This window comes from Brachybacterium muris, assembly GCF_016907455.1.
Taxonomy (GTDB): Bacteria; Actinomycetota; Actinomycetes; order Actinomycetales; family Dermabacteraceae; genus Brachybacterium; species Brachybacterium muris.
In genome coordinates this window covers 171,249-196,917 of the sequence record NZ_JAFBCB010000001.1, presented here as the reverse complement: position 1 = coordinate 196,917, position 25,669 = coordinate 171,249, and the positions used below count along the sequence as shown (strand labels likewise).

The following is a 25,669-nucleotide window of genomic DNA, read 5'->3' as shown; positions in this document are numbered from 1 at the left end:
CGACCGGGACGGTGAGCTCAGCTCGCCGGTGCGCCTGCCGACCGCGACGGGATCGCCGCGGAGGGCCGGCCCGCCACCCGCACCACGGTGAGATGGAAGGTGAGCACGATCAGGAGCACCCCCAGCACGGTGCCGATGGCGATCACCGGCTCCTCGGCGAGCAGCCGGGGGATCAGCCGGGCCGGGATCAGGGCGGCGAAGGCGAAGGCCGCCAGGGTCCCGATATAGGAGCCGATCATGAACCCGCGATGGACGGGGACGTTCCGCCGTCGGATCCCGGCAATCGCGAACACCATGCACAGCAGGGTCCAGGTGGCCAGGGCGTGCAGCCAGGAGAAGCGGCCGTCGTGGATGCCGAAGCTCGAGGCACACACCACCACCATGGCGGACACCCACGCCACCCCGAGAACGCGGTGGGCGCGGTCGCGGCGTCGGCGGAGGATCTGGAACGGGCCGAGCAGCAGGACGAACAGCGCGGCCAGGGCGTGGACGACGATGATCGGTGTGAAGGTCTCCATGCCGTGGACGATAGTGTGACTATCCCATCTTCGCCATCAAGATAGTTGCTGGTCATCCCACTATCCGACCGTGGAGGCCCTCATGCTTCTCGCCGAACTGGCCGAGGCCAGCGGAACCTCGACCGCATCCATCAAGTTCTACCGCCGTGAGGGTCTGCTGCCGCCTGGGGATCGCGTCACCGCCACGCGCCAGGAGTACGGGTCACGGCACATGGAACGGCTGCAGCTGATCCAGGTGCTGCGGGAGCTGGTGGACGCCCCCATCGCTCGGATCGGCCGTCTCGCCGCGATCCTGGACGACCCCGACCAGGGGCTGCTCCCGGCCCTGGCCGAGGCGCAGCGCATCACCCTGGGCGTGGGCGATGAGGAGGATCCCTGTGCGAGCGATGGGACGCGCGCACCCGAGCACCCGTCGATCGCGGCGATGCTGGAGCACCTGGGCTGGCCCGATGTGCCCTCGGCGCCGCGGCAGGCACTGGACTCGCTTCTGCACTCCCTCGATGCGTGGGGCGCCCCCAGCGGGGCCGAGGTTCTGATCGGCTACGCCGAGCCGATGCAGCGGATCGCCCGGGCGGACATGGCGTGGATGCGACGACTGCCCGGGGACGCACCGGCCGGCCCGGGGGCCGACAACGGCTCCGGCACCTCGGACGACGTACTGGTCATGCGGGCCGTGGCCGGGACGGTCGCGTACGACCGACTGGTCCAGCTGCTGCGCGCGCTGGGGCATACCTCGCTGAGCGTGCTGGAGGATCGTTCCCCCCGCCCCTGACATGCGCTGACCCGCCTGCCACCAGCGGTTCGGTCCTCACAGGTCGAGCGGTACCGCCCCATACCGCCATCTCGCCCCTCTGCTTTCAGGTAATCGACAGCATCACCACAGAGGTTTTCCTGGCAGGGCGGGTCTACTGACTGCAACGCGTCACCGGAGCGATCCGCTGACTGAGGAGGAGGCGGATCCGCTGATCCGTGACGCGGGGGAAAGGGATGGCCCCGGCTCGTGGGGACGAGCCGGGGCACCTTTTTGTCCGGGGGGCAGAGGCCAGGGGCTCGGAGGCGCGGAGCCGGGGTCAGAGGCCAGGGGGACCGGCCCAGTGACCAGCAGCCTGGGCGGCCGTGGTTCAGCGCCGCAGGTCGATGCCGAACACCCGGCGGATCTGCGTGACCGCATGGCGGGTGTAGCGGCGGTCCGACGGGGTGGAGGCCAGCGGCACGAACAGGCCCGGATGGTCGGGATGGGAGACTCGGTAGTGGGTGGAGCCCGGGACGATCACGAAGCCTGCCGCCCGCATCCGCACCATCAGCTCGCGACGCGAGGTGGGATGGCGGGTGCCGCGGCCACCACGGGCACCGGGACCAGCGGCGCTCTCGGCCACGTCCAGGGCGGGCTCGTACTCCGACGGACGCACCGCGAGCACATACCGGGTGGGGAACACCCCGATCACGGTGTTGTCGGCCCGGCGCACCTGCACCACCAGGTCCCCGCGCAGGAAGTGGTCGCTGGTGCCGGCGTCGGCCGTCCAGGCGTCCTCGGGGTCGGCGACGGTGTGCACCACCCGTTCGGCGTCCACCGCGCCGGGTCCCACGGTGCGGATGTTCTCCTCACGGATCCGCAGGGGCCGCGGCAGAGGCCGTTCGTCGTCGGCGTCCAGGGTGTGCACGGCCTCCGGGGGCGGGGCCGGCAGCGGGCGGGGCACCTCGATGGTGCGGCGGCGGGTACGGGTACGCCGGCCGGGCAGCGGGGCCGAGGGGGTCTCGGCCTCCGCCGGGGGCTCGACCTCAGGCCTCCTGCCGGGGACAGCGGTCCAGTCCACGGGGCGCACACGCGAGGCGGGGGTGGGACGACCGGCGAGCGCGCGTGGGGTGGGCGGGGCCGGCTTCTGCGCGACGGGCTTGCGTGGTGTGGGCGCGGCCCCGGCCGGCGTCGCGGCGGAACGGCGATCCGGCATCGGCTCCTCCTTCCCCTGGGCGACGGGTCTGCTGCGCGATGGGTCTGCTGCGCGGTGGGTCTGCTGCGCGGTGGGTCTGCTGCGCGGTGGGTCTGATCTCGCCGACGGCGCTGTCCGTCGTACGGGGTACTCCGCTAGCGTAGGCGCGCATGCTGTCCACGCCGACGGAAGGCCCGCCGTGACCCGTACCCTCCCCACCCAGCGACCCGCCCGCGCCACCGCGCTGCGCCTGGCCGGCGCCGTGTTCGCCGTGGGGCTGCTGGCCGCCGGCTGCGGAGGTACCGACGAGCCCGCGCCCGGGACCGCACCGAGCACCACCGCGGAGGCGTCCGACAGCGGCGGCGGCGCGGACAACACGGTGGAGCCCTCCGACGGCGGCGGCCAGAGCGCTGCCGAGGTGCCCATGGACCCCATCGCCGTGACCCCAGCCCCGGAGGGCTTCGAGCCCCCAGCATCCTGCACCAACGAGGGCGCGCACCTGGTCACGGCCGATTCCCCTGCTGACCCTGCGCTGCCCGAGCGCAACGGCGAGAGCGCCACCATCGCGCTCGCCGGCATCGAGGGCGAGAAGGCCCACCTCACCGTCGCCGTGGGGGACGCCGAACCGCGCCCTGTGGAGGCCGCCGGGATCGGGGAGACCATCGGCCTGGACCAGTGGACCATCTCCCTCACCAGCGTGTGCGGTGACCAGGACCAGGTCGAGTTCGACCTGATCGACTGACCGTGCAGCGCCCCGCCGCACACCGCTTCGACCTCGACACCATCGGTGCCGGCCTCCCGGTCGCCGCGCACCGCGAGGAGATCCAGGCGGCGGCACGCCAGGGCGCGATGGTGGTGACGGCACCGCCCGGCACCGGCAAGACGACCCTGGTGCCACCACTGGTGGCCGAGGCGACCGCCGCGGACGCCCTGGGCACCACCACCGGCGACACGCGGCCCCGCCCCACTGCCGACAGCAGGCAGCCGGGCCTCGCCCTGGTCACCCAGCCGCGCCGCATCGCGGTGCGCGCGGCGGCCCGTCGGATCGCGGCCCTGGACGGCTCCTCCGTGGGCGGGCCGGTGGGGTTCACGGTGCGCGGGGAGCGGAAGGTGTCGGACCATACCCGCATCGAGATGCTCACCCCGGGCGTGCTGCTGCGGCGGCTGCTGGCGGATCCGGAGCTGACCGGGGTCTCCGCGGTGGTGCTGGACGAGGTGCATGAGCGCTCCCTGGACACGGACCTGCTGCTGGGCATGCTGGCCGAGGTGCGACAGCTGCGGGAGGACCTGCTGGTCGCGGCGATGTCGGCCACGGTGGACGCCCAGGCCGTGGCGACGCTGCTGGGTGGGGCACCGGTGGTGGAGGTGCCCGGGATCCTGCATCCGCTCGCGATCGACTACGCGCCGGCACCGACTGCCCGCCTGGATGCGCGGGGCGTGACAGGGGAGTTCCTCGATCACGTGGCCCGCACGGCGGCGGCAGCGCAGCGCACGGCCGGGGCCGATACGGATGCGCTGGTGTTCCTGCCGGGCGCCCGGGAGGTGGACGAGGTGGTGGCCCGCCTGCAGGGCCTGGTGGACGGTGTGGATGTGCTGCCGCTGCACGGGCGGCTCCCCTCCCGCGTGCAGGACCGCGCCACCTCAGGTCGCAGGCCCGGGGACCGGGCCCGGATCGTGGTGTCGACGGCGGTGGCGGAGAGCTCGTTGACCGTGCCCGGGGTGCACCTGGTGATCGATGCCGGCCTGTCCCGAGAGGTGCGCCGGGACCGCGAACGGGACATGACGGGCCTGGTCACGGTGAGCGCCTCGCAGGCGTCGGCCCAGCAGCGGGCCGGGCGGGCCGCGCGTCTGGGCCCAGGCCGGGCGGTACGGCTCTACGCGGAGGCCGACTGGGCTCGCATGCCGGCCCAATCCCCCGCCGAGATCACCGCCACCGACCTCACCGATGCCGCGCTGCTGCTGGCCTGCTGGGGCACTCCTCGCGGCGAGGGCCTGTCCCTGCTCACCCCGCCCCCGGCCCGCGAGATCGCCCAGGCGGAGAGCACCCTGCAGTCCCTGGGCCTGGTCGATACCGAGGGCCGGCCCACACCCACCGGGCAGCGGGTGTCGCGCCTGCCGATCGGGGTGCGGGAGGCGCGCGCCCTGGTGGACGGTGCCCGTCTCCGGCTCGGCACAGGCGGTGAGGGCTCCGAGCGCACATCATCGGCCCCGGATCCTGCCCGGTTCGCCGCGGAGGTGGTGGCGGCGATCTCGGACGACCACCGGCCCACCGGCGCCGACCTCCCACGACTGTTGCGAGAGCTGCGCTCCGGTGGCGGGGGCGGTGGCGGAGGCCAGGAGCGCACTGTCGGCAGGGGCGACGGCGCACGGAGGTGGCGGCGGGAGGCCGATCGGCTCACGCGCATCGCTCAGGAGGCCCGTGGCTCCTCCCCTACCAGCAATTCCTCTGCCACCAGCTTCCCGGCCACCAGCGTCGACCAGGCAGATCGCGTGGGCGCGGTGCTGGCCCTGGGGCGCCCCGAGTGGATCGCCCGTCGCGTCGACGCCACCACGCGCACTGGTGCTCAGGGCGGTTCCGGTGGTGGCTCCCGCTCCTACCTCCTGGCTTCCGGGACCCGCGCGGCCCTGCCCGAGGGCAGCAGCCTGCTGGGCCACGAGTGGCTGGCGGTGTGGGAGGTGCAGCGGGTGCAGGGACGTGCGGCCGACGGCACCGGCGCGGTGATCCGCGCAGCCGCCCCGCTCAGCGAGGCCGCTGCCCTGGAGCTCGGTGCGGCACTGGTGGCCAAGGAGCGTCACGCTCGGATGGAGAGCGGTGCCGTGCGGGTGCGTGAGGAGCGCCGACTGGGGGCGATCGTCCTGGCCAGCACTCCCGTGAAACCGCGCCCGGAGGACGCTGCCCCGGCCCTGCTGGAGCATGTACGGGACCAGGGCCTTGCCGTTCTGCCGTGGAACCCTGCCGCGACCGGGCTGCGGAACCGGCTGGGGCTGCTGCACCGGGAACTGGGTGAACCGTGGCCCGCGATGGACGAGGCGACCCTGCTGGAGGGGCTCGAGCAGTGGCTGGCCCCGCACCTGCCTGCCGCTCACGGGAAGCTGGAGCGGATCGACCTGGTCAGTGCCCTGCGCTCGCTGCTTCCCTGGCCGGAGGCCTCCCGCCTGGACGAGCTGGCCCCGGAGCGCCTGGCAGTGCCGTCCGGTTCCACCGCCCGCATCGACTATCCCGAACCGGGTGCGGAGCAGGGCCGTCCGGTGGTGGCGGTGAAGCTGCAGGAGCTGTTCGGCCTGGCCGACACCCCTCGCCTGGCAGGTGGCCGCGTCCCGGTGCTGTTCCACCTGCTGTCGCCGGCCCGTCGGCCGCTCGCGGTCACTGATGACCTGCGGTCCTTCTGGGACGGCCCCTACCGGGAGGTGCGCAAGGAGATGCGCGGGCGCTACCCCAAGCACCCGTGGCCGGAGGACCCGTGGAGGGCGCAGGCCACGGCCCGCACCACCCGGGCGCAGCAGCGGCGCCCCTGAGAGCTGGCGAGCCTCAGCCGGCGGCGATCGCGGCGTGCATCGAGTCGATCTTGCGGGTCACCGCACGGGTGACCGGCCAGTGCGGGGAGTTCTCGCTCAGCTCGTCGATCCGCTTGAGCACCTCGCCGCGCCGCATCTCGGGGACGTCGTCCTTGATCACTACGTAGCCGGCGCGGGCAGCCTTGATCAGCGCTAGCAGCACCACGTCCTGCTGGCTGGGGCTGCCGCTGCCGTCGAGGACGTCGGACAGGCGATCGCGCACGGCGTTCTCGGGACCGTGGTCCACGACCGGCCAGGTGGTGCCCAGCAGGCCCTTCTTCCGCTCCAGCACACCCGCCTCGGCGAGCTGCTCGCCGAGGGCCTCGGTGAGGTCCATGGCACGGGAGCTCAGGGTGCCGCCCAGCTTCTTGCCGTCCCTCTCGTCCACCGCCGTGAGCGCCTGGTCCAGGACCGGGTCGCCGGTGGGGGTGGGATCGGTGAGGGTGATGCGCGGGTTCTTCTCCTCGCTCATGGTGATCCGCTCGCGCAGCGCCAGTTCGATGAGGGCGGCGCCGGCGATCACGTACTTGCGGAACTGGGTGTGCTTCTGCCGGCCGGTGTCACCGGTCAGCAGCAGGAACGTCTCGGCGGGGATGCTCAGAGGAGTGCTCATGGACAAAGCATCCCGCAGGGCACCGCTCAGCATGGACCTACGAAAGTAGAGGCTCCGTAGACTCTGTGCCGTGCAGTGCCATCACTTCGACGCCGGCGAATGCCGTTCGTGCACCCTGCTGGCGATCCCTCGCCAGCAGCAGCTCGCCGACGGGCAGGCGCGGGTGCAGGAACTGCTGGCGCCCTACGTCACGACCGTCGATCCCGCCGATGAGCCGGCCGAGCATGCCGCTCACGCCGATATGAACGCATCCGGCGGCTCCGGGGTCTGGCTCGAACCGGTCGTGGGCCCGGAGGCAGGGTTCCGCTCCCGCGGGAAGATGGCCGTGGCCGGCACTGCCGCCGCTCCCGTGCTGGGCCTGCCGGGGCAGCCCAACACCGCCGACCTCTCGGACTGCCCGCTGTACCCGCCGGGGGTGGAGGCGGTGCTGGAGGGGGTGCGCATCCTGATCCGTCGGGCGCAGGTGCCTCCGTACGACGTGGCCCGCCGCCGCGGAGAGATCAAGAACGTGCTGATCACAGCGTCCCCGGACGGCGACCACCTGGTGCGCCTGGTACTGCGCAGTGAGAAGGCGCTCCCCCGGATCCGGGAGCACCTTCCCCGCCTGCTGGAGGCCCACCCCTCGGTCGTGGGCGTGAGCGCGAACATCCACCCGGCGCACACCACGGCTGTGGAGGGCGAGGTGGAGATCCCCCTGGCCGGCTCCCCCACGATCGCGGTGCGCACCGGGGAGATGACGTTGCAGGCGCGGGCGCAGTCGTTCCTGCAGACCAACACCGAGGTGGCCGGGCAGCTGTACCGGCAGGCCGCAGCCTGGATCGCAGGCAGCTCACCGACCACGGTGTGGGACCTGTACTGCGGGCTGGGCGGCTTCGCGCTGCACGTGGCCAAGGCACTGCCCACGGCGCAGGTCACCGGGGTGGAGTCTTCCGCGCAGGCCATCGAGGGAGCTAGAGAAGCCGCCGCGGCCGAGGGCCTGGACGTGCGCTTCCTGGCCGAGGACGCCACCGCCTGGGCCCGCCGGCAGAACACGCCCGAGGGCGCCCGGGCCACCGGCGGCTCCGCGGCATCCGTCTCGGGATCACCCGCCGGTGCTCCCGTGGTCACCAGCCCGGACGTGGCGATCGTGAACCCGCCGCGGCGCGGCATCGGCGCTGACCTGGCCGACTGGCTGGAGACCTCACCCGTACCGGAGGTGGTGTACTCCAGCTGCAACCCGGCCACCCTCGCCACCGACCTGGCCGCCATGCCCTCACTGCGGATCGTGGCCGCTCGTTACGTGGACATGTTCCCGCACACCGAGCATGCTGAGGTGATCGTGCACCTGCGCCGCACCCACCCGCTCCCTGCGCAGCAGACCCCGATGGAGGCCCCGATGCTCGCCACCCCCGATTCGCAGCTCACGGACGTCACTCGCAAAGTCGAGCGCAGTGACCGGATCACCGGGGCCGGCGCCACCCCCGACGCCGCCCCCGGGCCCGGCACCGCGACCGACGGCGGCTGGGTCGTCTCCCTCGCCCAGGACGTCACGGCCTCGCCCGAGGATGTATGGGCCGCCCTCACCGACCCCGCCCGCATCGCCCTGTACTTCGGTGAGGTCACCGGTGAGCTCCGTGAGGGCGGCGAGTACAGCATCCCGATGATGGGCACCTCCGGCCCCGTGCTCCGCGTCGTGCAGCCCGAGCTGATCGCCCTGGGCTGGGGAGGCGAGGGCTCTGCCAGCCGGCTCGAGCTGCGCATCGCACCGTCGGCCGACGGCACCGGTTCTCGTTTCGAGCTGCGCCACCTGGTGCCGGCCGATGAGCAGTGGGACACCTTCGGCCCGGCCGCCACCGGCTGCGGCTGGGACGGGGCCCTGCTGGGTCTGGCCCGCCACCTGCAGCAGCCCGCGACCGCCTGGACCACCGAGATGGCCGGGTTCGAGACCAGCACGGAGGGCCGCGAGTTCGTCACCGCCACCAGTGAGCTGTGGCAGCAGGCGCACCTGGCCGCCGGCGCCGATCCGCAGCACGCCCACGAGGTCGCTGCCCGCACCGCTGCGTTCTACCGCGGTGAGGACCCCGGCGCCCCCGCGGTAGGCGACGACCCCTCGCCGGCCTCCGACGGGATCTCGACCGACAGGATCTCGACCGACAGGATCTCGACCGGCCCCGAGGGGAGCCGCGAGTGACCACCCAGCAGCCGGACCAGGCCACCCCGACCGATCCGGCGAGCGAGCTCGCGGCCACCGGGACCGCCGCTCCAGGTCAGGCATCAGCGGCGGGCGAGCAGGACGGCATCACGGTCCCGGCAGCGCCCCGCGCCAGGGTGGCGATGCTGTCCCTGGGTGGGACCATCTTCATGACCCAGGACCTCACCGGCCTGCGCGCCACCCCGGACGCCTCCATCGGCGCCGACCTCTCGCGCACCCTGATCGACGGGGTGGCAGTCACCCACACCGAGGTGGCCAACGTCGGATCTCCCTCGGTGACCGCCGCCCATCTGCGGGACGTGCTCGAACTGGCTCGTCGTGCGGTCGACGACGGCGCCGCCGGGGTGGTGCTCACCCACGGCACCGACACCCTGGAGGAGTCGGCCTTCTTGCTGAACCGCTACTGGGACCGGGAGGCGCCACTGGTGCTCACCGGGGCGATGCGCCCGGCGAACGCCCCCGGCGCCGACGGTCCGGCGAACCTGCGAGACGCGGTGCGGACGGCGGCGGCCCCGTCGGCCCGCGGGCTGGGGGTGCTGGGGGTGTTCGACGCGCTGGTGCACCTGGCCGACCGGGTCACCAAGACCTCCTCCCGCTCGGTGGACGCCTTCGCCTCCGAGCCGTCGGGGCCGATGGCACTGGTGGACGAGGAGGACCTGCGCCTGTTGTACCAGCCGCTGGAGCGCACCGCCCTGATCGGCGGCGAGCTGCCGGAGCACCTGCCGCGAGTGCCCGTGGTGATGAGCGGCATCGGGGAGGACCTGGCGATGCTGGATGCCCTGGCGCCGGACGCGATCGATGGCCTGGTGATCGCCGGGGCAGGCATGGGGCACGTCTCCGCCTCGGCTGTGCCGCGGGTGCGGGCGCTGGTGGGCTCGGGGGTGCCCGTGGTGGTGGCGACCCGTGTGGCCACCGGCGGCACCTCCACCCGGCACTACGACTACCCCGGTTCCGAGGTCGACCTGATCGCCAACGGTGCGGTGATGGCAGGCGCCCTGCCGCCTCAGAAGGCCCGGCTGCTGCTGCAGGTGCTGCTGGCCGGCACCTCCGGCCCCGCGAGTACCCCTGGCGCCGCGGGCCCGGCAGGAATCTCGGGAACCGCGGACGCCACTGTCTGCGACAGGGTGCGGGCCGCATTCGAGGCCTACGCCTACTGAGCACCCTTGCCGGCTCTCCCGTCTACCGGCCCCCGCTCGCACACGTGAACGTCCTTTCTGAATATTCGCCTCGCTGGGGTCCGCTGATCGAGGGTTCGGGTGCCACGTCGCTGCCGTAGCGGTGGCGTCGTTCGGGACCACCAGTGGTGTCGTTGGGGCCGCTCTGTCTACGCTCCTTCCGCCGTGTGTATAGGGCACGCGGCGGAAGGAGCAATCTGGAATGGTACGGAAGATCAGGGCGAAGCTGGTGCTCCAGCTGCGCGCAGAAGGTCTGTCGGGGCGAGCGATTTCGTCCTCGCAGGGCATGTCCCGCAAGTCCGTGAGGGCGGTGTTCGAGGCCGCTGACGCTGCAGGGATCGGGTGGGGCGATATCGCGGACGTCGCCGATGAGCAGGTGTATGCCCGGTTGTTCCCGGGCCGGGGCGAGCACGAGAGCGTGTTCGCACAGCCGGACTGGGAACAGGTCCATCGAGAGATGGCCAGGGTCGGCGTGACGCTGAAGCTGTTGCACGGCGAGTACTTCGACGCGACCACGGCGGCTGGGGATCCGGCGATGGGGTATGACCGGTTTTGCCGCACCTACCAGCACCACGTCATGGTCACCGGTGCCGCTTCGAGAGTCGGTCACAAGGCCGGCCAGAGCGTGGAGGTCGACTGGTCCGGCCCCACGATGGAGCTGGCCGATCCGGTCACCGGCGAGGTCTCGAAGGTGTTCTTGTTCGTTGCCTGCCTGCCTTTTTCTCGTTACGCGTTCTGCTTCCCGGCGCTGGATATGCGCCAGGAGTCCTGGCTGCGAGCGCACGTAGCGATGTTCGAGGCGCTGGGCGGGACGGTCCCGAGGATCGTTCCGGACAACCTCAAGACCGGTGTGGTGAAGCACCCCCGCGAGGGCGAGATCGTCCTGAACGATGCGTATCGCGAGATGGCAGCGCATTACTCGGCGGCGGTGCTCCCGGGGAGGGTGCGGAAACCGAAAGACAAGGCGAGCGTGGAGAACACCGTCGCGCACGTCGCGACCTGGGTCATCGCCGGGCTGCGGGATCAGCGATTCACGTCCCTGCCCGAACTTGCAGCCGCCATCGGGCAGCGGATGGAGGCCTATAACGCGGAGCCGTTCCAGAAGCGGCCCGGATCCCGCGCCAGCGTGTTCGACGCGGAGGAGCGGCCGCTGCTGACGCCGCTGCCGGCGGTGCCCTACGAGATCTCGACATGGCACTACGGACGACGAGTGGGCAGGAACGGGCACGTCACGTTCGCGCGGAACTTCTACTCCGCGCCGTTCGCGCACATCGGCGCGAAGGTCGATCTGCGCATCACGGCCCGGACGCTGGAGATCTATCAGGGCAGCCAGCGACTGACCAGTCACCTGCTGCTCCCGGAGACCGCGAGCAATGAGTACCGCACCAACGACGCGGACCTACCTGCGGGCGAGCGTTTCCAGGCCTGGGACGCGCAGAGGGTGCGGGCGTGGGCAGATCGGGTCGGGCCGGCCACGGTGATCGTGATCCAGCGGATCTTCGAGTCCGTGCCGATCGTGGAACAGGGCCTGGATCCCGCGTTGGCGGTGCTACGGCTCTCTCGCCGCTTCTCCGTAGATCGGGTCGAGGCGGCCTGCGCACTCGCGCTGACGGGACGGGTCCGTTCACCGCGCTATGCGCATCTGCACCCGATCTTGGCCACCGGGCAGGACAAGGTCGCCGCCCTGCGTCCACCCCGCGAGGAACCCGCGGAAGACGGCGGATACGTCCGTGGCGCCGACTACTACGCCGGAGGTGTCCGGTGAGCGTGATCGATAACGACACGAAGCGGAAGCTGCGCGAGATGGGCGCGACCGCGCTGCTGGACGCGATCGATGCCCAGGATGAGGCTCACGTGCTGGGGATGTCGTTCCAGGAACGGCTCCAGCTGATCGTGGACGAGGCGCATTCCATCTTCAATCATGGAAAGGTCGAGGGTCTGATCCGCCGGGCGGGGCTGCGTTATCCCGGAGCGGACCTGCGGCGGCTGGATCTGGTCGAGGAACGGGGACTGAACCGGAACGTGATCGCGCAACTGGCAACCTGCTCCTTCATCCAGCGGCAACAGAACGTGGTCTTCCAGGGCTTCACCGGCTCAGGGAAGTCCTACCTCGGCTGCGCGCTGGCGAAGCAGGCCTGCCAGCACCGGCTCCGAGCCCACTACATCCGAATGCCCGACCTCGAAGAGGCCTGGGCCCTGGCAAAGGACAAGCCGCAGGGCCAGACGAAGTTCCTGCGGAAGTACTCCACGTTCTCGCTGCTGGTGATCGACGAGTGGCTGCTGGACCATCCTGACGAGGGAATGCGTTCGATGCTGCTGGAACTGCTCGAGCGCCGCTATGACACCGGCTCGACCGTGTTCTGCACCCAGTACCCGAAGAAGGACTGGCACGCCCGGCTCGGTGGAGCAGTCCACGCCGATGCGATCATGGACCGCATCGTGCACAACACAATCTGGATCGACACCGGCGACAGGAACATGCGAGAACACACCGCACTGCCCCAGTGACCCGATGCCGGCGGGAGCCAGTGGTCCCCACCGCGGCGGCTACTGGCCCCCGTCGGCACGATCGGCGGTCCCCAAGAGCAAGATTCGGTGGCTCCCACGACTACGAATACTCACTTTCCACGCACCGCCCTTCTCACCCTCCGTGCACCCCCTCTTGACACCCAACTGGTTCGGTGGTCCATGAGTCGAGTAATGAACCGTTGAACGTGGATTCGTCGCTGCCTCCCTTGAAGCACGCCCCCCACGGCCCATGCAGGGAGGAGCTGCCCTTGGCACCCACCGAATCGGGCCGCCCGATCTTCTGGGACCTGGCCGATCGCATCGCGGCCGACGTCCTCTCGGGGATCTACCCTCCCGGCACCCAGGTCCCCTCCACCACGGAGCTGTCGCCCTTCTACCGCATCAACCCCGCCACCGCCGGCAAGGCCCTGAACCGCCTGGTGGACGCGGGGGTGCTGGAGAAGCGCCGAGGCCTGGGCATGTTCGTCACCGACGACGGCCCCGAGCAGCTCCGTGAGGCCCGCCGGCGAGAGTTCGAGACGGACTACATCGGCCCCCTGATCGAGGAGGCGACGCGGCTGGGCCTCAGCCGCAGCGAGCTCGCCGACATCATCCACCGCCACCCCTCACCCCAGCCCGTCCCGGAGGAGAAGCCATGACCGCCACCATCGACGGTGCCCCCACCCCCGCCGCAGCCGACCACCCCAGCACCGCCGGCATCGTCATCGAGGGGCTGACCAAGAACTACGGTCGCACCGAGGTGCTCAAGGGCATCGACCTGCACCTCGAGCCCGGCCGCGTGTACGGCCTGCTGGGTGCGAACGGCGTGGGCAAGACGACCCTGATGTCGGTGATCTGCAACCACACCTTCCGCACCGCCGGCACCATCACCATCGACGGCCAGGACCCACGCGAGAACGCCCCACTCCTGGCCCGCACCTGCTTCATCCACGAGGACCAGCGCTGGCACGACGACTACAAGGTGGGGCACATCCTGGCCGCCCTGGAGTGGTTCCATCCGAACGCCGACATGGCCCTGGCCACCCGACTGCTGGAACGCTTCGGCGTGCCGCGGAAGACGGCGCTGAAGAAGCTCTCCCGCGGGCAGCGCTCCTCCCTCTCCATCGCGCTGTCCCTGGCCAGCCGCGCCCCATACACCTTCCTGGACGAGCCCCACCTGGGGCTGGACGCCACCGCCCGCTCGATCTTCTACGAGGAGCTGATGCGGGAGGTGGCCGAGCACCCCCGCACGGTGGTGATGTCCACCCACCTGATCGACGAAGCCGCCGAGCTGTTCGAACAGGTGCTGCTGATGCAGAAGGGGAACGTGGTGATCCAGGCCGACGTGGACGAGATCACCTCCTCCATGGTGGTGCTGCGCGGCCTGGAGGACGAGGTGGACGCCTTCGTGGCCGGCCACGAGGTGGTCAGCCGGAGGTCGCTCGGCCGAATCCGCTCCGTACTGCTTCGCGAACGACTCTCACGCGAAGAGGTCCGCGATGCCGAACAGCGGCACCTCTCCGTCGAACCCGCCGGGCTGCAGGAGATCGTGGCCGCTCTCGGCATCCTCGACCATCCCGACCCCACCACCGCGTCCGACGCCCCCTCCGCGCCTGACGCCATGCCTGCACCGAAGGAGTCGTCATGACCACCAGCCCCTCCGTCGATCCCCCCATCGCGAGCCCTGGCACCCGGGGCCCCGGGACCGCATCCTCGTCCATCGGCTCCTCCTCCACGCGTCGGTCCCTGCCCTACCCGGTGCGGACCCTCAAGCTGTACCTCGCCCAGAGGGACAACGCCTACCTCGCCCCTGTCCTGATCCTGTGCGCCGTGGTGGTGTTCTCCGTCCTGGTGGGCCTGGTGATCGGTATCGTCACGGGGTTCCCCCTGCCGGCCGTGGTGAGCGAGGGCTTCCGCACCAACAACCTCGGCGTGATCTGGGCACTGCCCGGGTTCTTCGTCTCCTCCGCGGCCATGAGTGTGAACCGCACCTTCGCCACCGTGCTGGCCCTGGGCGGGACACGACGCGACTTCTGGCTGGGCACCACGGCCGGCTTCCTGGTGACATCCCTGCTCACCGCTGCCACAGCCGTGGTGCTGCTGGGAATCGAGCGCCTCACCGACGGCTGGTTCCTGGGAGTGCGGGCCCTCGGCGTGGGGATTCTGGGCGACGGCAACCCCGTGCTGGTGTTCCTCACCATGATGCTGCTGGCCCTGGCCGGGTTCCACCTCGGCGCTGCCTGCGGCACGGTGTTCCGGGCCTACGGCGCCAAGGTTCTCACCCTGGTCATCGTGGCGGCGGCACTCGTCCTGGTGGGGTTGATCGCCCTGGCCGTGTGGCAGTGGGAGACCACGCTGCGTGTGGCCACCGGGGCCGGCGACCTCTTCGTACCGCTGATCCTGCTGGCCCTGGTGCTGGTGGGGACCGTCGGAAGCCTGCTGGCGTTGCGCCGCGCGACCGTCTGAACAACGCGGGCCAGCCACTCACCACCCTCCCTGGTCCCGCCCCGCGTCCGCGTCCGGCCCCGCGTCGGCGTCCGGCCCCGCGTCGGCGTCCGGCCCCTCGTCGGCGTCCGGCCCCTCGTCGGGGTGAGTGGACGCTGGTGGCTGTTCTCGCGCTCGATCACAGCCACTGGCGTCCACTCACGCATACCGACCACTCTCTGGTTCCACCCGCTCACGCATGCTGGCCGGCGCCTGGTCCAGCCACTCACGCGCTCGGCGAACACGCCTGCCCGCCCCGAGGCACCGAGTGACACACTGGTGGGCATCCGATCCCGTCCCGAGAGGCACCCATGACTGTTCCTGTTGACCCGTCGCCCGCCCTGCAGCAGTACGCCCATCCCGAGAAGCTGGTGACCACCGACTGGCTGGCAGAGAACCTGGGCCAGGTCGGCTCCGGTGACCTGGTGGTGGTGGAGTCCGACGAGGACGTGCTGCTGTACGAGACCGGACACATCCCCGGCGCGGTGAAGGTGGACTGGCACCTGGACCTCAACGACCCCGTCACCCGCGACTACGTGGACGGCGAGGGCTTCGCGAAGCTGATGGACGCCTCCGGCATCTCCCGCGACACCACCGTGGTGGTCTACGGCGACAAGTCCAACTGGTGGGCCGCCTATGCCCTGTGGGTGTTCGAGCTGTTCGGCCACCCCGACGTGCGCCTGCTGGACGGCGGCCGCGCCGCCTGGGAGGCCGAGGGCCGCGAGATGACCCTGGACCGCCCCGCCATCACCGCCCCGGCCGACGGGAAGGGGTACCCGGTGGTGGAGCGGGAGGACGCACCCATTCGTGCCTACCGTGAGGACGTGCTGGACTTCCTGGGCGGTCAGCTGATCGACGTGCGCTCCCCCCAGGAGTACACCGGCGAGCGCACCCACATGCCCGACTACCCGCAGGAGGGCACCCTGCGCGGCGGCCACATCCCCACCGCCCTGTCGGTGCCGTGGGCCCGCGCCGCCCAGGAGGACGGCCGCTTCAAGTCCCGTGAGGAGCTCGAGGCGATCTACCGCGAGGAGCTGGCCTTCGACGACTCGAAGCCGGTGATCGCCTACTGCCGCATCGGTGAGCGCTCCAGCCACACCTGGTTCGTGCTGCGCTACCTGCTGGGCTTCGAGGACGTGCGCAACTACGACGGCTCCTGGACCGAGTGGGGCAACGCGGTGCGGGCCCCCATCGCCCAGGGCACCGAGCCCGGGGAGGTTCCCACCCGATGAGCGCCGAGACCACTGCTTCCGCCGCGAGCAGGGCTGCAGGCCGATGAGCGCGCTGCCCGAGGGGTTCGCCGAGATCGCCGAGGACTTCCACGCACTGGGGCCGAAGGATCGCCTGCAGCTGCTGCTGGAGTTCTCCAACGGCCTGCCGGCACTGCCGGAGCGCTACGCCGATCACCCCGAGCTGCTGGAGCCGGTGCCGGAGTGCCAGTCCCCGATCTTCCTGATCACCGAGGTCGAGGGTGAGGGCCGTGACGCGGCCGCGCGCCTGTTCTTCTCGGCCCCGCCGGAGGCGCCCACCACGCGCGGCTTCGCGGGGATCCTCGCCGAGGCGCTGGACGGGCGCACCGTGGGCGAGGTGCTGGACACCCCCGACGCGGTCACCGCGGAACTGGGACTCGCCGAAGTGGTGAGCCCGCTGCGGCTGCGAGGGATGAGCGGCATGCTGGGCCGCATCAAGCGACAGCTGCGCGAGAAGGCCGGGGTCTGACCCCACCGCGGCTCCGTGCCCCGGCACCCCTATCGCGTCTACCGCGCCGAGTGCGACATCGTGAACAGTTGACTCGCCGTGAACTGTTCATGATGTCGCACTCGCCAGAGCTTGTCCGGTCAGGCGCCGGGCGGGCGCTTCTTCGAGCGTGAACCACCCGCGGGACCGGATCCGCTGCCGCCGTCCCGGGAGGCCTCGCGCTGCTGGTAGAGGTCGAAGGCCCGCTCCCCCACCGTGCGCATGACCTCGAAGGTCTTGCGACCGGTCTCGGAGGTGGCGAAGCCGTGCAGCGCCGCGACCTGCTCGGCGATGCTGCGACGCGGCGCCCCGTCCTCGGTTCCGTCACCCGGGCCACCGTCGGCCGACGCACCGGAGGACGTCGGGCCACCGGAGGACGATCCTCCTGTCGACGTGCCCGTCCATGCCGAGCCGGTGGTGGTGCGGTCCCCGGAACCCCCGGGATCGCTGGAACCGCCAGAGCCACCGGAGCCACCGGAGGCACCGGATCCCGCGCTCGCGGAGCCACCCCCGAAGCCGAACGGCAGGCCCGAGCTGGACGTGCCCGTGCCACCGGAGCTGCCCAGGCGTCCTGCTCGCGCGGCACGGGCCTTGGGTACGGTCTGCTTCACCTGCGGTTCCGCATCGACCTTCTCCCCGGCGGCGATGCGCTCGGTGATGCGGCGGTGCTTGTCGCGGGCCTCCTTGAGCTCGAGCGGCACCTTGACCACCCGCACCAGGGCGGCGCGCACCTCGTCACGGATGTGGGTGGCATGTCCGGCCACGAACTCGTCCTGCGTGGGCAGGCCCACCGTGGCTGCGGCGTCGGTACCCGGACCATCGCCGTGCACCCCTGGTGGGTTCGCGGCGTCGCCGGTCCTCTCGCCCGCTTCGGCCGATGCGGCGAATGCACCGCGCTCCATCAGCCAGGCCCGGCTCAGCAGGAACGACGCGAGATCCGCGGCGACCTCGAGGGACAGGCCGTAGGGGTCGGTCGAGGAGGGCGCGTGCAGCAGCTCGAGGGCATCATCGCGCTCCAGGGAGCTGGGGGCGATATCGATCGCGGCGAGCACCTCGCCCACGAACTCCTGGAAGGCGGCATCGCCCGGCACGTCGGCGCGGCGCAGCTCGGCGCGGCCCCACTGCTCCGGCAGCTGCACCAGGCTCACGCCCTCGCGGGCGAACTCGTCCAGGGCGGCCTGGCGCACCAGGCGTCGGGCGCGGCGGACCAGGTGGTCCGCATCGGCGTCACGGGGCACGTCGCCGAACACCTCGCGGGCGTCGGACAGTGCCCGGCCGGCAGCTGCCACCGCGGGGTCGGCTTGCCGCTTCGTGCGGCGTCGACCCTGGCCAGAAGCGTTATCGGGGCGTGAGGGGCGGCGCGGGATCTTCCCGCGCAGGGAATCGAGTCGAGACATCCGGGGACCTCCTGGTGGTGGTCGGAACAGCGTCATCGTACGGGCGGCGCCCGTACGCGAGCAGGGCACTCGTGAAGCCGTTCCGCAGCCCTGGCGGGGCAGCGGTCAGCGTGCAGGCCCGTGGCAGGTCGCCCGGGAACAATCCGGCCCGCTCGCTCGTTGGACCCATCAGTAACGCCTGTTCGACGACCTTCGAGGAGATGACATGGCCGACCTCGCCTACACCGTTCCCGGTCTCGGGACCGAGGACTCCCAGCGACTGGTGGAGTCCCTGCAGGACCGCCTGCACGCGATGAACGATCTGCACCTGACGCTGAAGCACGCCCACTGGAACGTGGTGGGCCCGCAGTTCGTCGCGGTGCACGAGATGCTGGACCCCCAGGTGGAGCTGGTGCGCGGCTACGCCGACGAGCTCGCCGAGCGCATCGCCCAGCTGGGTGCAAGCCCCGTGGGCACCCCCGGCCGTCTGGTGGCCGACCGCGGCTGGTCCGACTACGAGCTGGGCCGCGCAGGAACCCAGGAGCACCTGGCGGCGCTGAACACCGTGTACGACGGCGTCATCTCCTCCAACCGCAAGGCCATCACCCTGGCCGGCGAGCTGGACCCGGTCACCGAGGACATCCTGATCGGTCAGACGGCCGAGCTGGAGAAGTTCCAGTGGTTCGTGCGGGCCCACCTCGAGGGCACCCAGGCCTGAGTTCGCAGCACCCCGACACCCCCTGACGGCGCGGCAGCCGGCTCTTCGCAGCCGGGGCCGCGCCGTCGACGTGTCGGCCCCGGACCACGGCCGTGATCGTTCGAGACCGTCGTCACCTCCACCTGAGACAATGAGGTCATGGCGATCGTCGAACCCACTGCTGAAGAACTGACCGTGCTGCAGGACGAGGCGGTGCTGTTCACCCAGGAACTGATCCGCATCGACACCACCAACTTCGGGGGCAACGACCCGGCCCGCTGGGGCAAGGGCGAGACGGAAGCGGCCGACTACGTCGTCGCGAAGCTGCGTGAGGTGGGCCTGGACCCGGTGGTGCACGAATCCGCACCCGGCAGGCCCAACGTGTTCGTGCGCGTTCCCGGCAGCGACCCCGAGCGCGGCGGCCTGGTGATCCACGGGCACCTCGACGTGGTGCCGGCCAATGCCGAGGACTGGTCGGTGGATCCCTTCAGCGGCGAGATCCGCGACGGCATGATCTACGGCCGCGGCGCCGTGGACATGAAGGACATGGTGGCGATGACCCTGGCGATGGTGCGGCACCTGGCCCGCAGCGGCCAGCAGCCGCCGCGCGACCTGGTGTTCGCCTTCTTCGCCGACGAGGAGGCCGGTGGCGTGTACGGCAGCCGCTGGGTGGTGGCCAACCACCCGGAACTGTTCGACGGCTGCACCGAGGCGATCAGCGAGGTGGGCGGCTACTCCATCACCCTGCCCGAGAAGGACACCGGCGACGACGTGCGTGCCTACCTGGTGCAGACGGCCGAGAAGGGCCTGGGCTGGGGCCGCCTGCGGGCCACCGGCCGTGCCGGCCACGGCTCCGTCCCCAACGACGAGAACCCCATCGTGCGGCTGGCCCGCGCGATCGTGGCGATCGACGAGCACGAGTTCCCCGACGAGATGACCGCCGCGGTGCGCGCGCTGTACGACGGGGTCACCGAGATCACCGGCATCGGCTGGGACGAGGACGATCTGAAGGCGTTCCTGCCGCTGATGGGTGGCGCGCGCCAGTTCGTCTCGGGCACCCTCTCGGACACCGCCAACGTGACCATGCTGGACGCCGGCTACAAGGGCAATGTGATCCCCCAGGTGGCCGAGGCCTCGATCGACTGCCGCTTCCTGCCCGGCCACCAGGACGACCTGATGGCCCTGCTGGACGAGCTGAGCGGCGAGCACGTCGAGGTGATCATGGACCACGTGGGCATCTCGCTGGACGCACCGCGCGAGGGCGCCCTGATCGATGCGATGACCGGCGCCCTGCAGGCGGAGGACCCTGGCTGCCGGGTGCTGCCCTACTGCCTCAGCGGCGGCACCGACAACAAGCAGCTCAAGGAGCTGGGCATCAACGGCTACGGGTTCGCGCCGCTGCGGCTGCCGACGGACCTAGACTTCGCGCCGCTGTTCCACGGCGTGGACGAGCGGGTGCCGGTGGAGGCGGTGCGGTTCGGGGCGCGGGTGCTGCTGCGCCTGGTGCGCGGCAGCTGACCCGGGCCGACGAGCCGAACGGCGTCACGGGCCGACGAGCCGGCCGAGCGAGGGACCTGTACGAGGCCAGCAGACGAGGTCGTCCTGCTCGAGGTCAGGCCGTGGTGTCCTTGCGGCCGTTCTCCGCGCCGTGGGAACCGCGCTCCGAGACCGGGATCAGCGGTGCGCCCTGCGGCCGGGGCGGGACCGGGGCGCCGATCTCGATCCCGGTGTACCAACTGGGCAGCACCCGGATCACCGATTCGGCCAGCACGTCGCTGCTCAGGGTGCACCCCTCGGCCGCTTCCCGCTCGGACTTGCGCAGCCACGCCACCAGCATCTCCGCGACGCCACCGCCGTGGAATCGTGCCGTCTCGTTCCGCGGGAGGTTCTCCGGGATGCAGCAGTCCAGCAGACGGTAGCCGTACTTGAACAGCTTGGAGAACATGTCGACCATCGAGCCGTAGGCTCGGTGACTGATCTTCCAGGTGAGCATCCCGCGCAGGACCGCGCGGTGCTCGGCGACGTAATCGCACATCGCGTAGATCTCGCTGCACACCAACTCATGCGGGGTGAAGCCCGCGGGGACCTCGGGCTCCTCCTCCATCACCTGCTCGACCATCTGCTCGATGATGCCGCACATGACGTCGTCGAGACTGGAGAAGTGGCTGTAGAACGCCGCCCGGCTCACGCCGGCCCGCTGGGCCAGGGCATTGACGGTCACGTCGGTGTCCTCGGCGCCCATCTCCTGGGCGACGGCGAAGATCGCCGCGCGAGTGCGCTGCGGCCTCGGGTCGGGGGCGCGATCGGGAATGCTGGTCACGCGGGCATAATAGCGACGAATCACCGGGTGTCATCCAGGCAATGGTGCTGACCACAGCGGGAAAGCGACCCGGGCCCCACTTCGGTATACCGCACCGCAGGAGATGCCGCAAAGGACTCAGGTCCCTCGCTGCGGATCCTCGGACACCGCGCACCAGGATCGGCCCGGCGACCCCGCTGGGCAGGTGCGGCAGAATCGGGCCATGCTCCCCTTCCTCTCCGACCGCTCCCGGCCCCAGGGGCATCCACTGCTCGAGGTGCTTCCCGGGCAGCCGATCGTGCACACCCGGGTCGCCGCGCGCGGCACCTGGACGGTCACTGCGCGCGGCTGGGTGCTGCACTCGAGGATCCAGCTGTTGGACGGTGACGCGGTGGGCCTGCGGGATGCCCGCCTGATCGGCGCCGTCATCACCACCGCGGAGATGCTCCCGGACGGGACCCTCGGCCTGGTGCTGCAGGACGGGCCCGGCCGTCCACCGGACTTGTCGACAACGCCACGGCGCCTGGCCACGGTCGCGCCCTGGCGCATCGACGGCCCGCGTCGCGCGATGCTGCAGGCCGACGAGAAGGGAAACCTCTCCGCCACCCCTCCTGGGCCACCGGTGTTCGCGACCCCGGAGACCCTGGCCGAGTTCTCGGCCTCCGAGCCCAGCGGCATCGAGCAGCGGCTGCTGCGCCGCGCCCGCGACGGCTGGCTGCACCCGGGCCACGTGGTCGAGCTGCTGGCGAGCGCCGGCGCGCTGGAGGACGAGGAGTTCGAGCGCCGCGGCCCGATCCTGCTGTCGCGCATGCTGGCCCGCGGGGAGCTGCGCGCCGGTTTCGTCACCGACGGCTCGTTCCACGCCTGGCAGCTGGGGCTCGCGGAGACCATCGAGCACATCGGGGCCGCGTGGACGGCGATCGGTGGTCGCTCTCCTGGCCCGGACACCATCGCCTGGTTCGAGATCACCGAGGCGGGCCAGGAGCGCCTGGGCCCGACGGGCCCGCAGGCCCTGCCGCCGGGGATGTCCGGCTACGACAGCCCGGGAGTGGTGGGCGGCTTCCGCTGACCAGCGCAGCAGAAGGGAACAGCACAGCAGAAGGCCCCCGGATGATGAATCCGAGGGCCTTCTTGTTGTCCTACGGACAAGAGCGGTAGCGGCGGGATTTGAACCCGCGGTACGGGGTTACCGTACACATCATTTCGAGTGATGCACCTTCGGCCGCTCGGACACGCTACCGCCGCCGATCGTAACCGCCCGTACAGCACACGTTCAAACGAAATGGCAGCAGGCGCGAGTCAGGTCACGTGGCGAGCCCTGCCCAGGCCGCTCCCGCACCGGACCCGGCGAGATCCCACATCGGGCCTCCCGCGGTCGGGCATTGGGCGCGCACAGTGCCGGTCGCTAGGCTCGCGGGATGACCTCACAGACCCCTGCCGCACCGCGTCCGCCCCAGCGTCCCACCGAGCGCGTCTTCCACGGCGACACCGTGGTGGACCCGTACGAGTGGATGCGGGACAAGAACGACCCCGAGGTGGTCGCCCACCTCGAGGCCGAGAACGCCTACGCCGATGCCCGCACCGCCCACCTGGACGGCCTGCGCGAGACCCTGGTGAAGGAGTTCGTGGGGCACCTCCAGGAGACGGACCTGTCGGTGCCGGTGCGCCGCGGCAACTGGTGGTACATCACCCGCACCACCGCCGGCCACGACTACCCGGCCTTCACCCGTGTGGCCGAGCAGCCGGACCTGCCCCGCGGCGCCGGCGGGGTGCCCGCCATCGAGCCGGGAGTCGAGCTACCCGGTGAGCAGGTGGTGCTCGATGCCCAGGCCGAGGGCGAGGGCGAGGAGTTCTACCAGCTGGGCGGCTTCGTGCCCTCCCCGGAGCAGGACCTGCTGGCCTACGCGGTGGACACCGCAGGCGACGAGCGGTTCACGGTGCGTATCAAGGACCTCGGCGACAACGCGATCCTGGACGAGTCCGTGACGGGCGTGGGCTACGGCCTGGCGTTCTCGGCCGATCAGCAGTGGCTGTTCTACGCCCGCGTGGACGACGCCTGGCGGCAGCACCAGATCTGGCGGCACCGCATCGGCACCCCCGCTGAGCAGGACGAGCTGGTGATCGAGGAGCCCGACGAGCGCTTCACGATCGGCTTCGGGCGCTCCCGGGACGGTTCCACCCTGGTGATCCAGTCGGCCTCCTCCACCACCGCCGAGGTGTGGCTGCTGGACCTGCACGATCCCACCTCGGCACCGCAGCCCACCGCCGGTCGCCGCGAGGGCGTGGACTACTCGGTCGAGCACGCCGGGGATCGCCTGCTGGTGGTGCACAACGACGGCATCCAGGGCTTCGCCCTCGCGCAGGCCCCGCTGGAGGATCCCGCGGCCTGGGAGAACGTGATCGAGGCCGGCGAGGGTGAGCGGATCCTCGCAGCCGACGCCTTCGCCTCCTTCGTGGCCCTCGAGCTGCGCAGCGAGGGCCTGGCCGGGGTGCGGGTGATCCCGCGCGGTGCAGATGGCGACCTGGACCTGGGTGCCGCGCGCACCATCACACACGGCGGCGAGCTGGACACGGTGGAGCTGAGCGCCAACCCGGACTGGGAGCAGACCGCGCTGCGCTACGAGCTGGGCAGCCTGCTGACCCCCGTCACCATTGCGCAGGTCGAGGTGGGCACCGACGACGAGCCCGAGCCGACAATCCTGCGCCGCACCCCGGTGCCGAACTACGACCCTGAGCTGTACGTGGAGAAGCGCCTGTGGGCGACCGCCGCTGACGGCACGCAGATCCCCGTCTCCCTGGTGGCGCGCCGTGAGGTGAGCGCGGACGGCACGAACCCCGGCTATCTGTACGGCTACGGCAGCTACGAGACCAGCGTGGATCCGTCGTTCGTGGCGAGCCGACTGTCGATGCTGGACCGCGGTGTGGTGATCGCGATCGCCCACATCCGCGGTGGTGGCGAGATGGGCCGCGCCTGGTACGAGCACGGCAAGCTGCTGGAGAAGAAGAACACCTTCTCCGACTTCGTGGCCGTGGCCGATCACCTGGTGGCCGAGGGCTGGGTGGCCGAGGACCGACTGGCGGCCGAGGGCCGCAGCGCCGGCGGCCTGCTGATGGGTGCGATCGCGAACCTGGCCCCGCACCGCTTCCGGGCGGTTCTGGCCGGGGTTCCCTTCGTCGATGCGCTCACCACGATCCTGGACCCCTCGCTGCCGCTGACCGTGGGCGAGTGGGAGGAGTGGGGCAACCCGGTGGACAGCGAGGAGGTGTACCGCTACATGAAGGAGTACACCCCGTACGAGAACGTGCGCGCCGAGCAGTACCCGGCGATCTTCGCCACCACCTCGTTGAACGACACCCGGGTGTTCTTCGTAGAGCCCGCCAAGTGGGTGGCGCGACTGCGGGAGACGGTCACCTCCGACCAGGCCGAGCGGCCGATCATCTTCCGCTGCGAGATGGTGGCCGGCCACGGCGGGCGCTCGGGCCGGTACCGCAACTTCGAGCAGCGGGCCGACGAGCTCGCGTGGCTGCTGGACCAGATCGGGGCCACCGAGCTGATCTGAGCACAGCGCTGATCTGAGCACAGCGCGAGCGGCCCGGGCCGGGGATCCCTCCCCGCCCGGGCCGCTCAGGCTGTCAAGGCCGGTCCGGTCTGGTCAGAAGGCGGGGATCACGGAGCCGTCGGTGTAGGTGTCCAGGATGAACTGCTTGACCTCCTCGGAGTGCAGCAGCTCATCGAGCTTCACCAGGGCCTCGTTGTCCTTGTCGGCCTCGCGCACCACCACGAGGTTCGCGTAGGGGCTGTCCTCGCCCGGCTCGAGGAACAGGGCCTCCTCCTTCGGGTTGAGCCCGGCCTCCAGGGCGTAGTTGCCGTTGACGGCACCGACGGCGAAGTCACCCAGGGAGCGGGGGATCTGCGCCGCCTCCAGGGTGGTGAAGCGCAGGTTCTTGGGGTTCTCGGCGATGTCGGCGGGGGTGGCGGAGACGATGTCCACGCCCTCGGTCAGGGTGATCAGCCCGGCGGACTCGAACAGGGCCAGGCCGCGGCCGGTGTTGGCGGGGTCGTTGGCCACGGCCACCTCGGCGCCGTCGGCGATGTCGTCCAGCGAGCTCAGCGACTCGGAGTACAGGCCCATCGGCTCGATGTGCACGCCCTCGAAGGCGTGGAACTCGTAGCCCTTCTCCTCGACCTGCTGCTCGAGGAAGTTGGGGGTCTGGTAGAAGTTGGCGTCGATCTCGCCGTCGTTCAGGGCCTGGTTGGGGATCTGGTAGTCCGTGTACGGGGTGATCGACAGCTCGAGCCCGGCATCGGCGGCCAGGTTGTCCTGGACGTACTGGAGGATCTCGGCGTGGGGCTTCGGGGAGGCGCCGATGGTGATGGCGGTGACGCCGCCCTCCTCCGTGGGTCCGTCGGAGCTGGTGCCTCGCGCCCCGCAGGCGGAGAGGGTCAGCGCTGCCAGGCCGGCCGAGGAGGCGAGCAGGGTGCGGCGGTCGATGCGGGTCATGGGGTCCTCCTGTGTGGGGTGTGTCGGGGTCGGGGTGCGCTCTGCGCGAGGAGCAGGAGCGCTCAGGGCGTGCGGGTCGGGCGGGG

At 71.2% G+C, this 25,669-nt stretch carries 23 protein-coding genes and 1 tRNA gene; 17 read left to right on the top strand and 7 right to left on the bottom strand.

What is annotated here, in order from left to right; genetic code table 11:
- Positions 1-17 precede the first annotated feature (17 nt).
- On the bottom strand, positions 18-518 hold the full coding sequence (locus JOD52_RS00935; RefSeq protein ID WP_017824753.1) for a DUF2306 domain-containing protein: 501 nt from the start codon (positions 516-518) through the stop codon (positions 18-20).
- 82 nt (positions 519-600) lie between these two features.
- On the opposite strand from JOD52_RS00935, the gene JOD52_RS00930 reads away from it, so the two are divergent.
- Positions 601-1,290 carry a MerR family transcriptional regulator gene (locus JOD52_RS00930; protein WP_204408505.1) on the top strand — a complete coding sequence of 230 codons (690 nt, stop codon included), beginning with the start codon at positions 601-603 and terminating at the stop codon, positions 1,288-1,290.
- 349 nt (positions 1,291-1,639) lie between these two features.
- On the opposite strand, the gene JOD52_RS00925 is transcribed toward JOD52_RS00930, so the two are convergent.
- Complete coding sequence (locus JOD52_RS00925) at positions 1,640-2,467, bottom strand: hypothetical protein (RefSeq protein WP_204408504.1); 828 nt, start codon at positions 2,465-2,467, stop codon at positions 1,640-1,642.
- 178 nt (positions 2,468-2,645) lie between these two features.
- Here JOD52_RS00925 and JOD52_RS00920 point away from each other — a divergent pair, with 178 nt between their 5' ends.
- Together JOD52_RS00920 and hrpB are read left to right on the top strand one after the other, a co-directional pair.
- A complete protein-coding gene (locus JOD52_RS00920) occupies positions 2,646-3,188 on the top strand; it encodes a hypothetical protein (protein WP_204408503.1) in 543 nt (180 codons plus the stop codon).
- 2 nt (positions 3,189-3,190) lie between these two features.
- Positions 3,191-5,962, top strand: a complete 2,772-nt coding sequence (gene hrpB / locus JOD52_RS00915; RefSeq protein WP_204408502.1) for an ATP-dependent helicase HrpB — start codon at positions 3,191-3,193, stop codon at positions 5,960-5,962.
- A gap of 13 nt (positions 5,963-5,975) precedes the next feature.
- On the opposite strand, the gene JOD52_RS00910 is transcribed toward hrpB, so the two are convergent.
- On the bottom strand, positions 5,976-6,614 hold the full coding sequence (locus JOD52_RS00910) for a GOLPH3/VPS74 family protein (protein ID WP_204408501.1): 639 nt from the start codon (positions 6,612-6,614) through the stop codon (positions 5,976-5,978).
- Positions 6,615-6,684: 70 nt separating this feature from the next.
- Here JOD52_RS00910 and JOD52_RS17665 point away from each other — a divergent pair, with 70 nt between their 5' ends.
- From JOD52_RS17665 to JOD52_RS00855, 10 genes are all read left to right on the top strand, one after another.
- Complete coding sequence (locus JOD52_RS17665; protein ID WP_338124032.1) at positions 6,685-8,784, top strand: SRPBCC domain-containing protein; 2,100 nt, start codon at positions 6,685-6,687, stop codon at positions 8,782-8,784.
- Entirely contained in the window at positions 8,781-9,962 is a 1,182-nt protein-coding gene (locus JOD52_RS00895; RefSeq protein ID WP_204408500.1) for an asparaginase domain-containing protein, read from the top strand. Before JOD52_RS17665 ends, JOD52_RS00895 begins: the two co-directional genes overlap by 4 nt.
- 220 nt (positions 9,963-10,182) lie before the next feature.
- A complete protein-coding gene (gene istA, locus JOD52_RS00890) occupies positions 10,183-11,745 on the top strand; it encodes an IS21 family transposase (protein ID WP_204408388.1) in 1,563 nt (520 codons plus the stop codon).
- On the top strand, positions 11,742-12,488 hold the full coding sequence (locus JOD52_RS00885) for an ATP-binding protein (protein WP_338124028.1): 747 nt from the start codon (positions 11,742-11,744) through the stop codon (positions 12,486-12,488). The genes istA and JOD52_RS00885 overlap by 4 nt, the downstream gene beginning before the upstream one ends.
- 4 nt (positions 12,489-12,492) lie before the next feature.
- Complete coding sequence (locus JOD52_RS00880) at positions 12,493-12,672, top strand: hypothetical protein (protein ID WP_204408499.1); 180 nt, start codon at positions 12,493-12,495, stop codon at positions 12,670-12,672.
- An 85-nt stretch (positions 12,673-12,757) separates the two neighbouring features.
- Positions 12,758-13,147 (top strand): GntR family transcriptional regulator, encoded by a 390-nt coding sequence (locus JOD52_RS00875; protein ID WP_204408498.1) that lies wholly within the window; start codon positions 12,758-12,760, stop codon positions 13,145-13,147.
- Entirely contained in the window at positions 13,144-14,136 is a 993-nt protein-coding gene (locus tag JOD52_RS00870) for an ABC transporter ATP-binding protein (RefSeq protein ID WP_204408497.1), read from the top strand. The genes JOD52_RS00875 and JOD52_RS00870 overlap by 4 nt, the downstream gene beginning before the upstream one ends.
- Positions 14,133-14,954 carry a hypothetical protein gene (locus JOD52_RS00865; RefSeq protein ID WP_017824762.1) on the top strand — a complete coding sequence of 274 codons (822 nt, stop codon included), beginning with the start codon at positions 14,133-14,135 and terminating at the stop codon, positions 14,952-14,954. The genes JOD52_RS00870 and JOD52_RS00865 overlap by 4 nt, the downstream gene beginning before the upstream one ends.
- A gap of 329 nt (positions 14,955-15,283) precedes the next feature.
- Positions 15,284-16,204: a sulfurtransferase gene (locus tag JOD52_RS00860; protein ID WP_204408496.1), complete on the top strand. Its 921-nt coding sequence runs from the start codon at positions 15,284-15,286 to the stop codon at positions 16,202-16,204.
- Positions 16,205-16,247: 43 nt separating this feature from the next.
- Positions 16,248-16,691, top strand: coding sequence for a SufE family protein (locus JOD52_RS00855; RefSeq protein ID WP_204408495.1), 444 nt, complete (start codon positions 16,248-16,250; stop codon positions 16,689-16,691).
- 119 nt (positions 16,692-16,810) lie between these two features.
- Here the strand turns inward: JOD52_RS00855 and JOD52_RS00850 are convergent, their stop codons facing one another.
- The gene (locus JOD52_RS00850) at positions 16,811-18,106 is read right to left on the bottom strand and encodes a hypothetical protein (protein WP_204408494.1); all 1,296 of its coding nucleotides are present in this window, start codon (positions 18,104-18,106) and stop codon (positions 16,811-16,813) included.
- A 205-nt stretch (positions 18,107-18,311) separates the two neighbouring features.
- Here JOD52_RS00850 and JOD52_RS00845 point away from each other — a divergent pair, with 205 nt between their 5' ends.
- Together JOD52_RS00845 and JOD52_RS00840 are read left to right on the top strand one after the other, a co-directional pair.
- Complete coding sequence (locus JOD52_RS00845; protein WP_204408493.1) at positions 18,312-18,803, top strand: Dps family protein; 492 nt, start codon at positions 18,312-18,314, stop codon at positions 18,801-18,803.
- Positions 18,804-18,941: 138 nt separating this feature from the next.
- On the top strand, positions 18,942-20,300 hold the full coding sequence (locus tag JOD52_RS00840) for a M20/M25/M40 family metallo-hydrolase (RefSeq protein ID WP_204408492.1): 1,359 nt from the start codon (positions 18,942-18,944) through the stop codon (positions 20,298-20,300).
- Between the two features lie 94 nt (positions 20,301-20,394).
- Here the strand turns inward: JOD52_RS00840 and JOD52_RS00835 are convergent, their stop codons facing one another.
- The gene (locus JOD52_RS00835; RefSeq protein ID WP_204408491.1) at positions 20,395-21,102 is read right to left on the bottom strand and encodes a TetR family transcriptional regulator; all 708 of its coding nucleotides are present in this window, start codon (positions 21,100-21,102) and stop codon (positions 20,395-20,397) included.
- A gap of 202 nt (positions 21,103-21,304) precedes the next feature.
- On the opposite strand from JOD52_RS00835, the gene JOD52_RS00830 reads away from it, so the two are divergent.
- The gene (locus JOD52_RS00830; protein ID WP_204408490.1) at positions 21,305-22,150 is read left to right on the top strand and encodes a hypothetical protein; all 846 of its coding nucleotides are present in this window, start codon (positions 21,305-21,307) and stop codon (positions 22,148-22,150) included.
- Between the two features lie 83 nt (positions 22,151-22,233).
- Here the strand turns inward: JOD52_RS00830 and JOD52_RS00825 are convergent.
- A tRNA-Ser gene (locus JOD52_RS00825) sits at positions 22,234-22,321 on the bottom strand.
- Positions 22,322-22,499: 178 nt separating this feature from the next.
- On the opposite strand from JOD52_RS00825, the gene JOD52_RS00820 reads away from it, so the two are divergent.
- A complete protein-coding gene (locus JOD52_RS00820) occupies positions 22,500-24,641 on the top strand; it encodes a S9 family peptidase (protein ID WP_204408489.1) in 2,142 nt (713 codons plus the stop codon).
- Between the two features lie 93 nt (positions 24,642-24,734).
- On the opposite strand, the gene JOD52_RS00815 is transcribed toward JOD52_RS00820, so the two are convergent.
- On the bottom strand, positions 24,735-25,583 hold the full coding sequence (locus tag JOD52_RS00815) for a MetQ/NlpA family ABC transporter substrate-binding protein (RefSeq protein WP_017824770.1): 849 nt from the start codon (positions 25,581-25,583) through the stop codon (positions 24,735-24,737).
- Positions 25,584-25,669 lie beyond the last annotated feature (86 nt).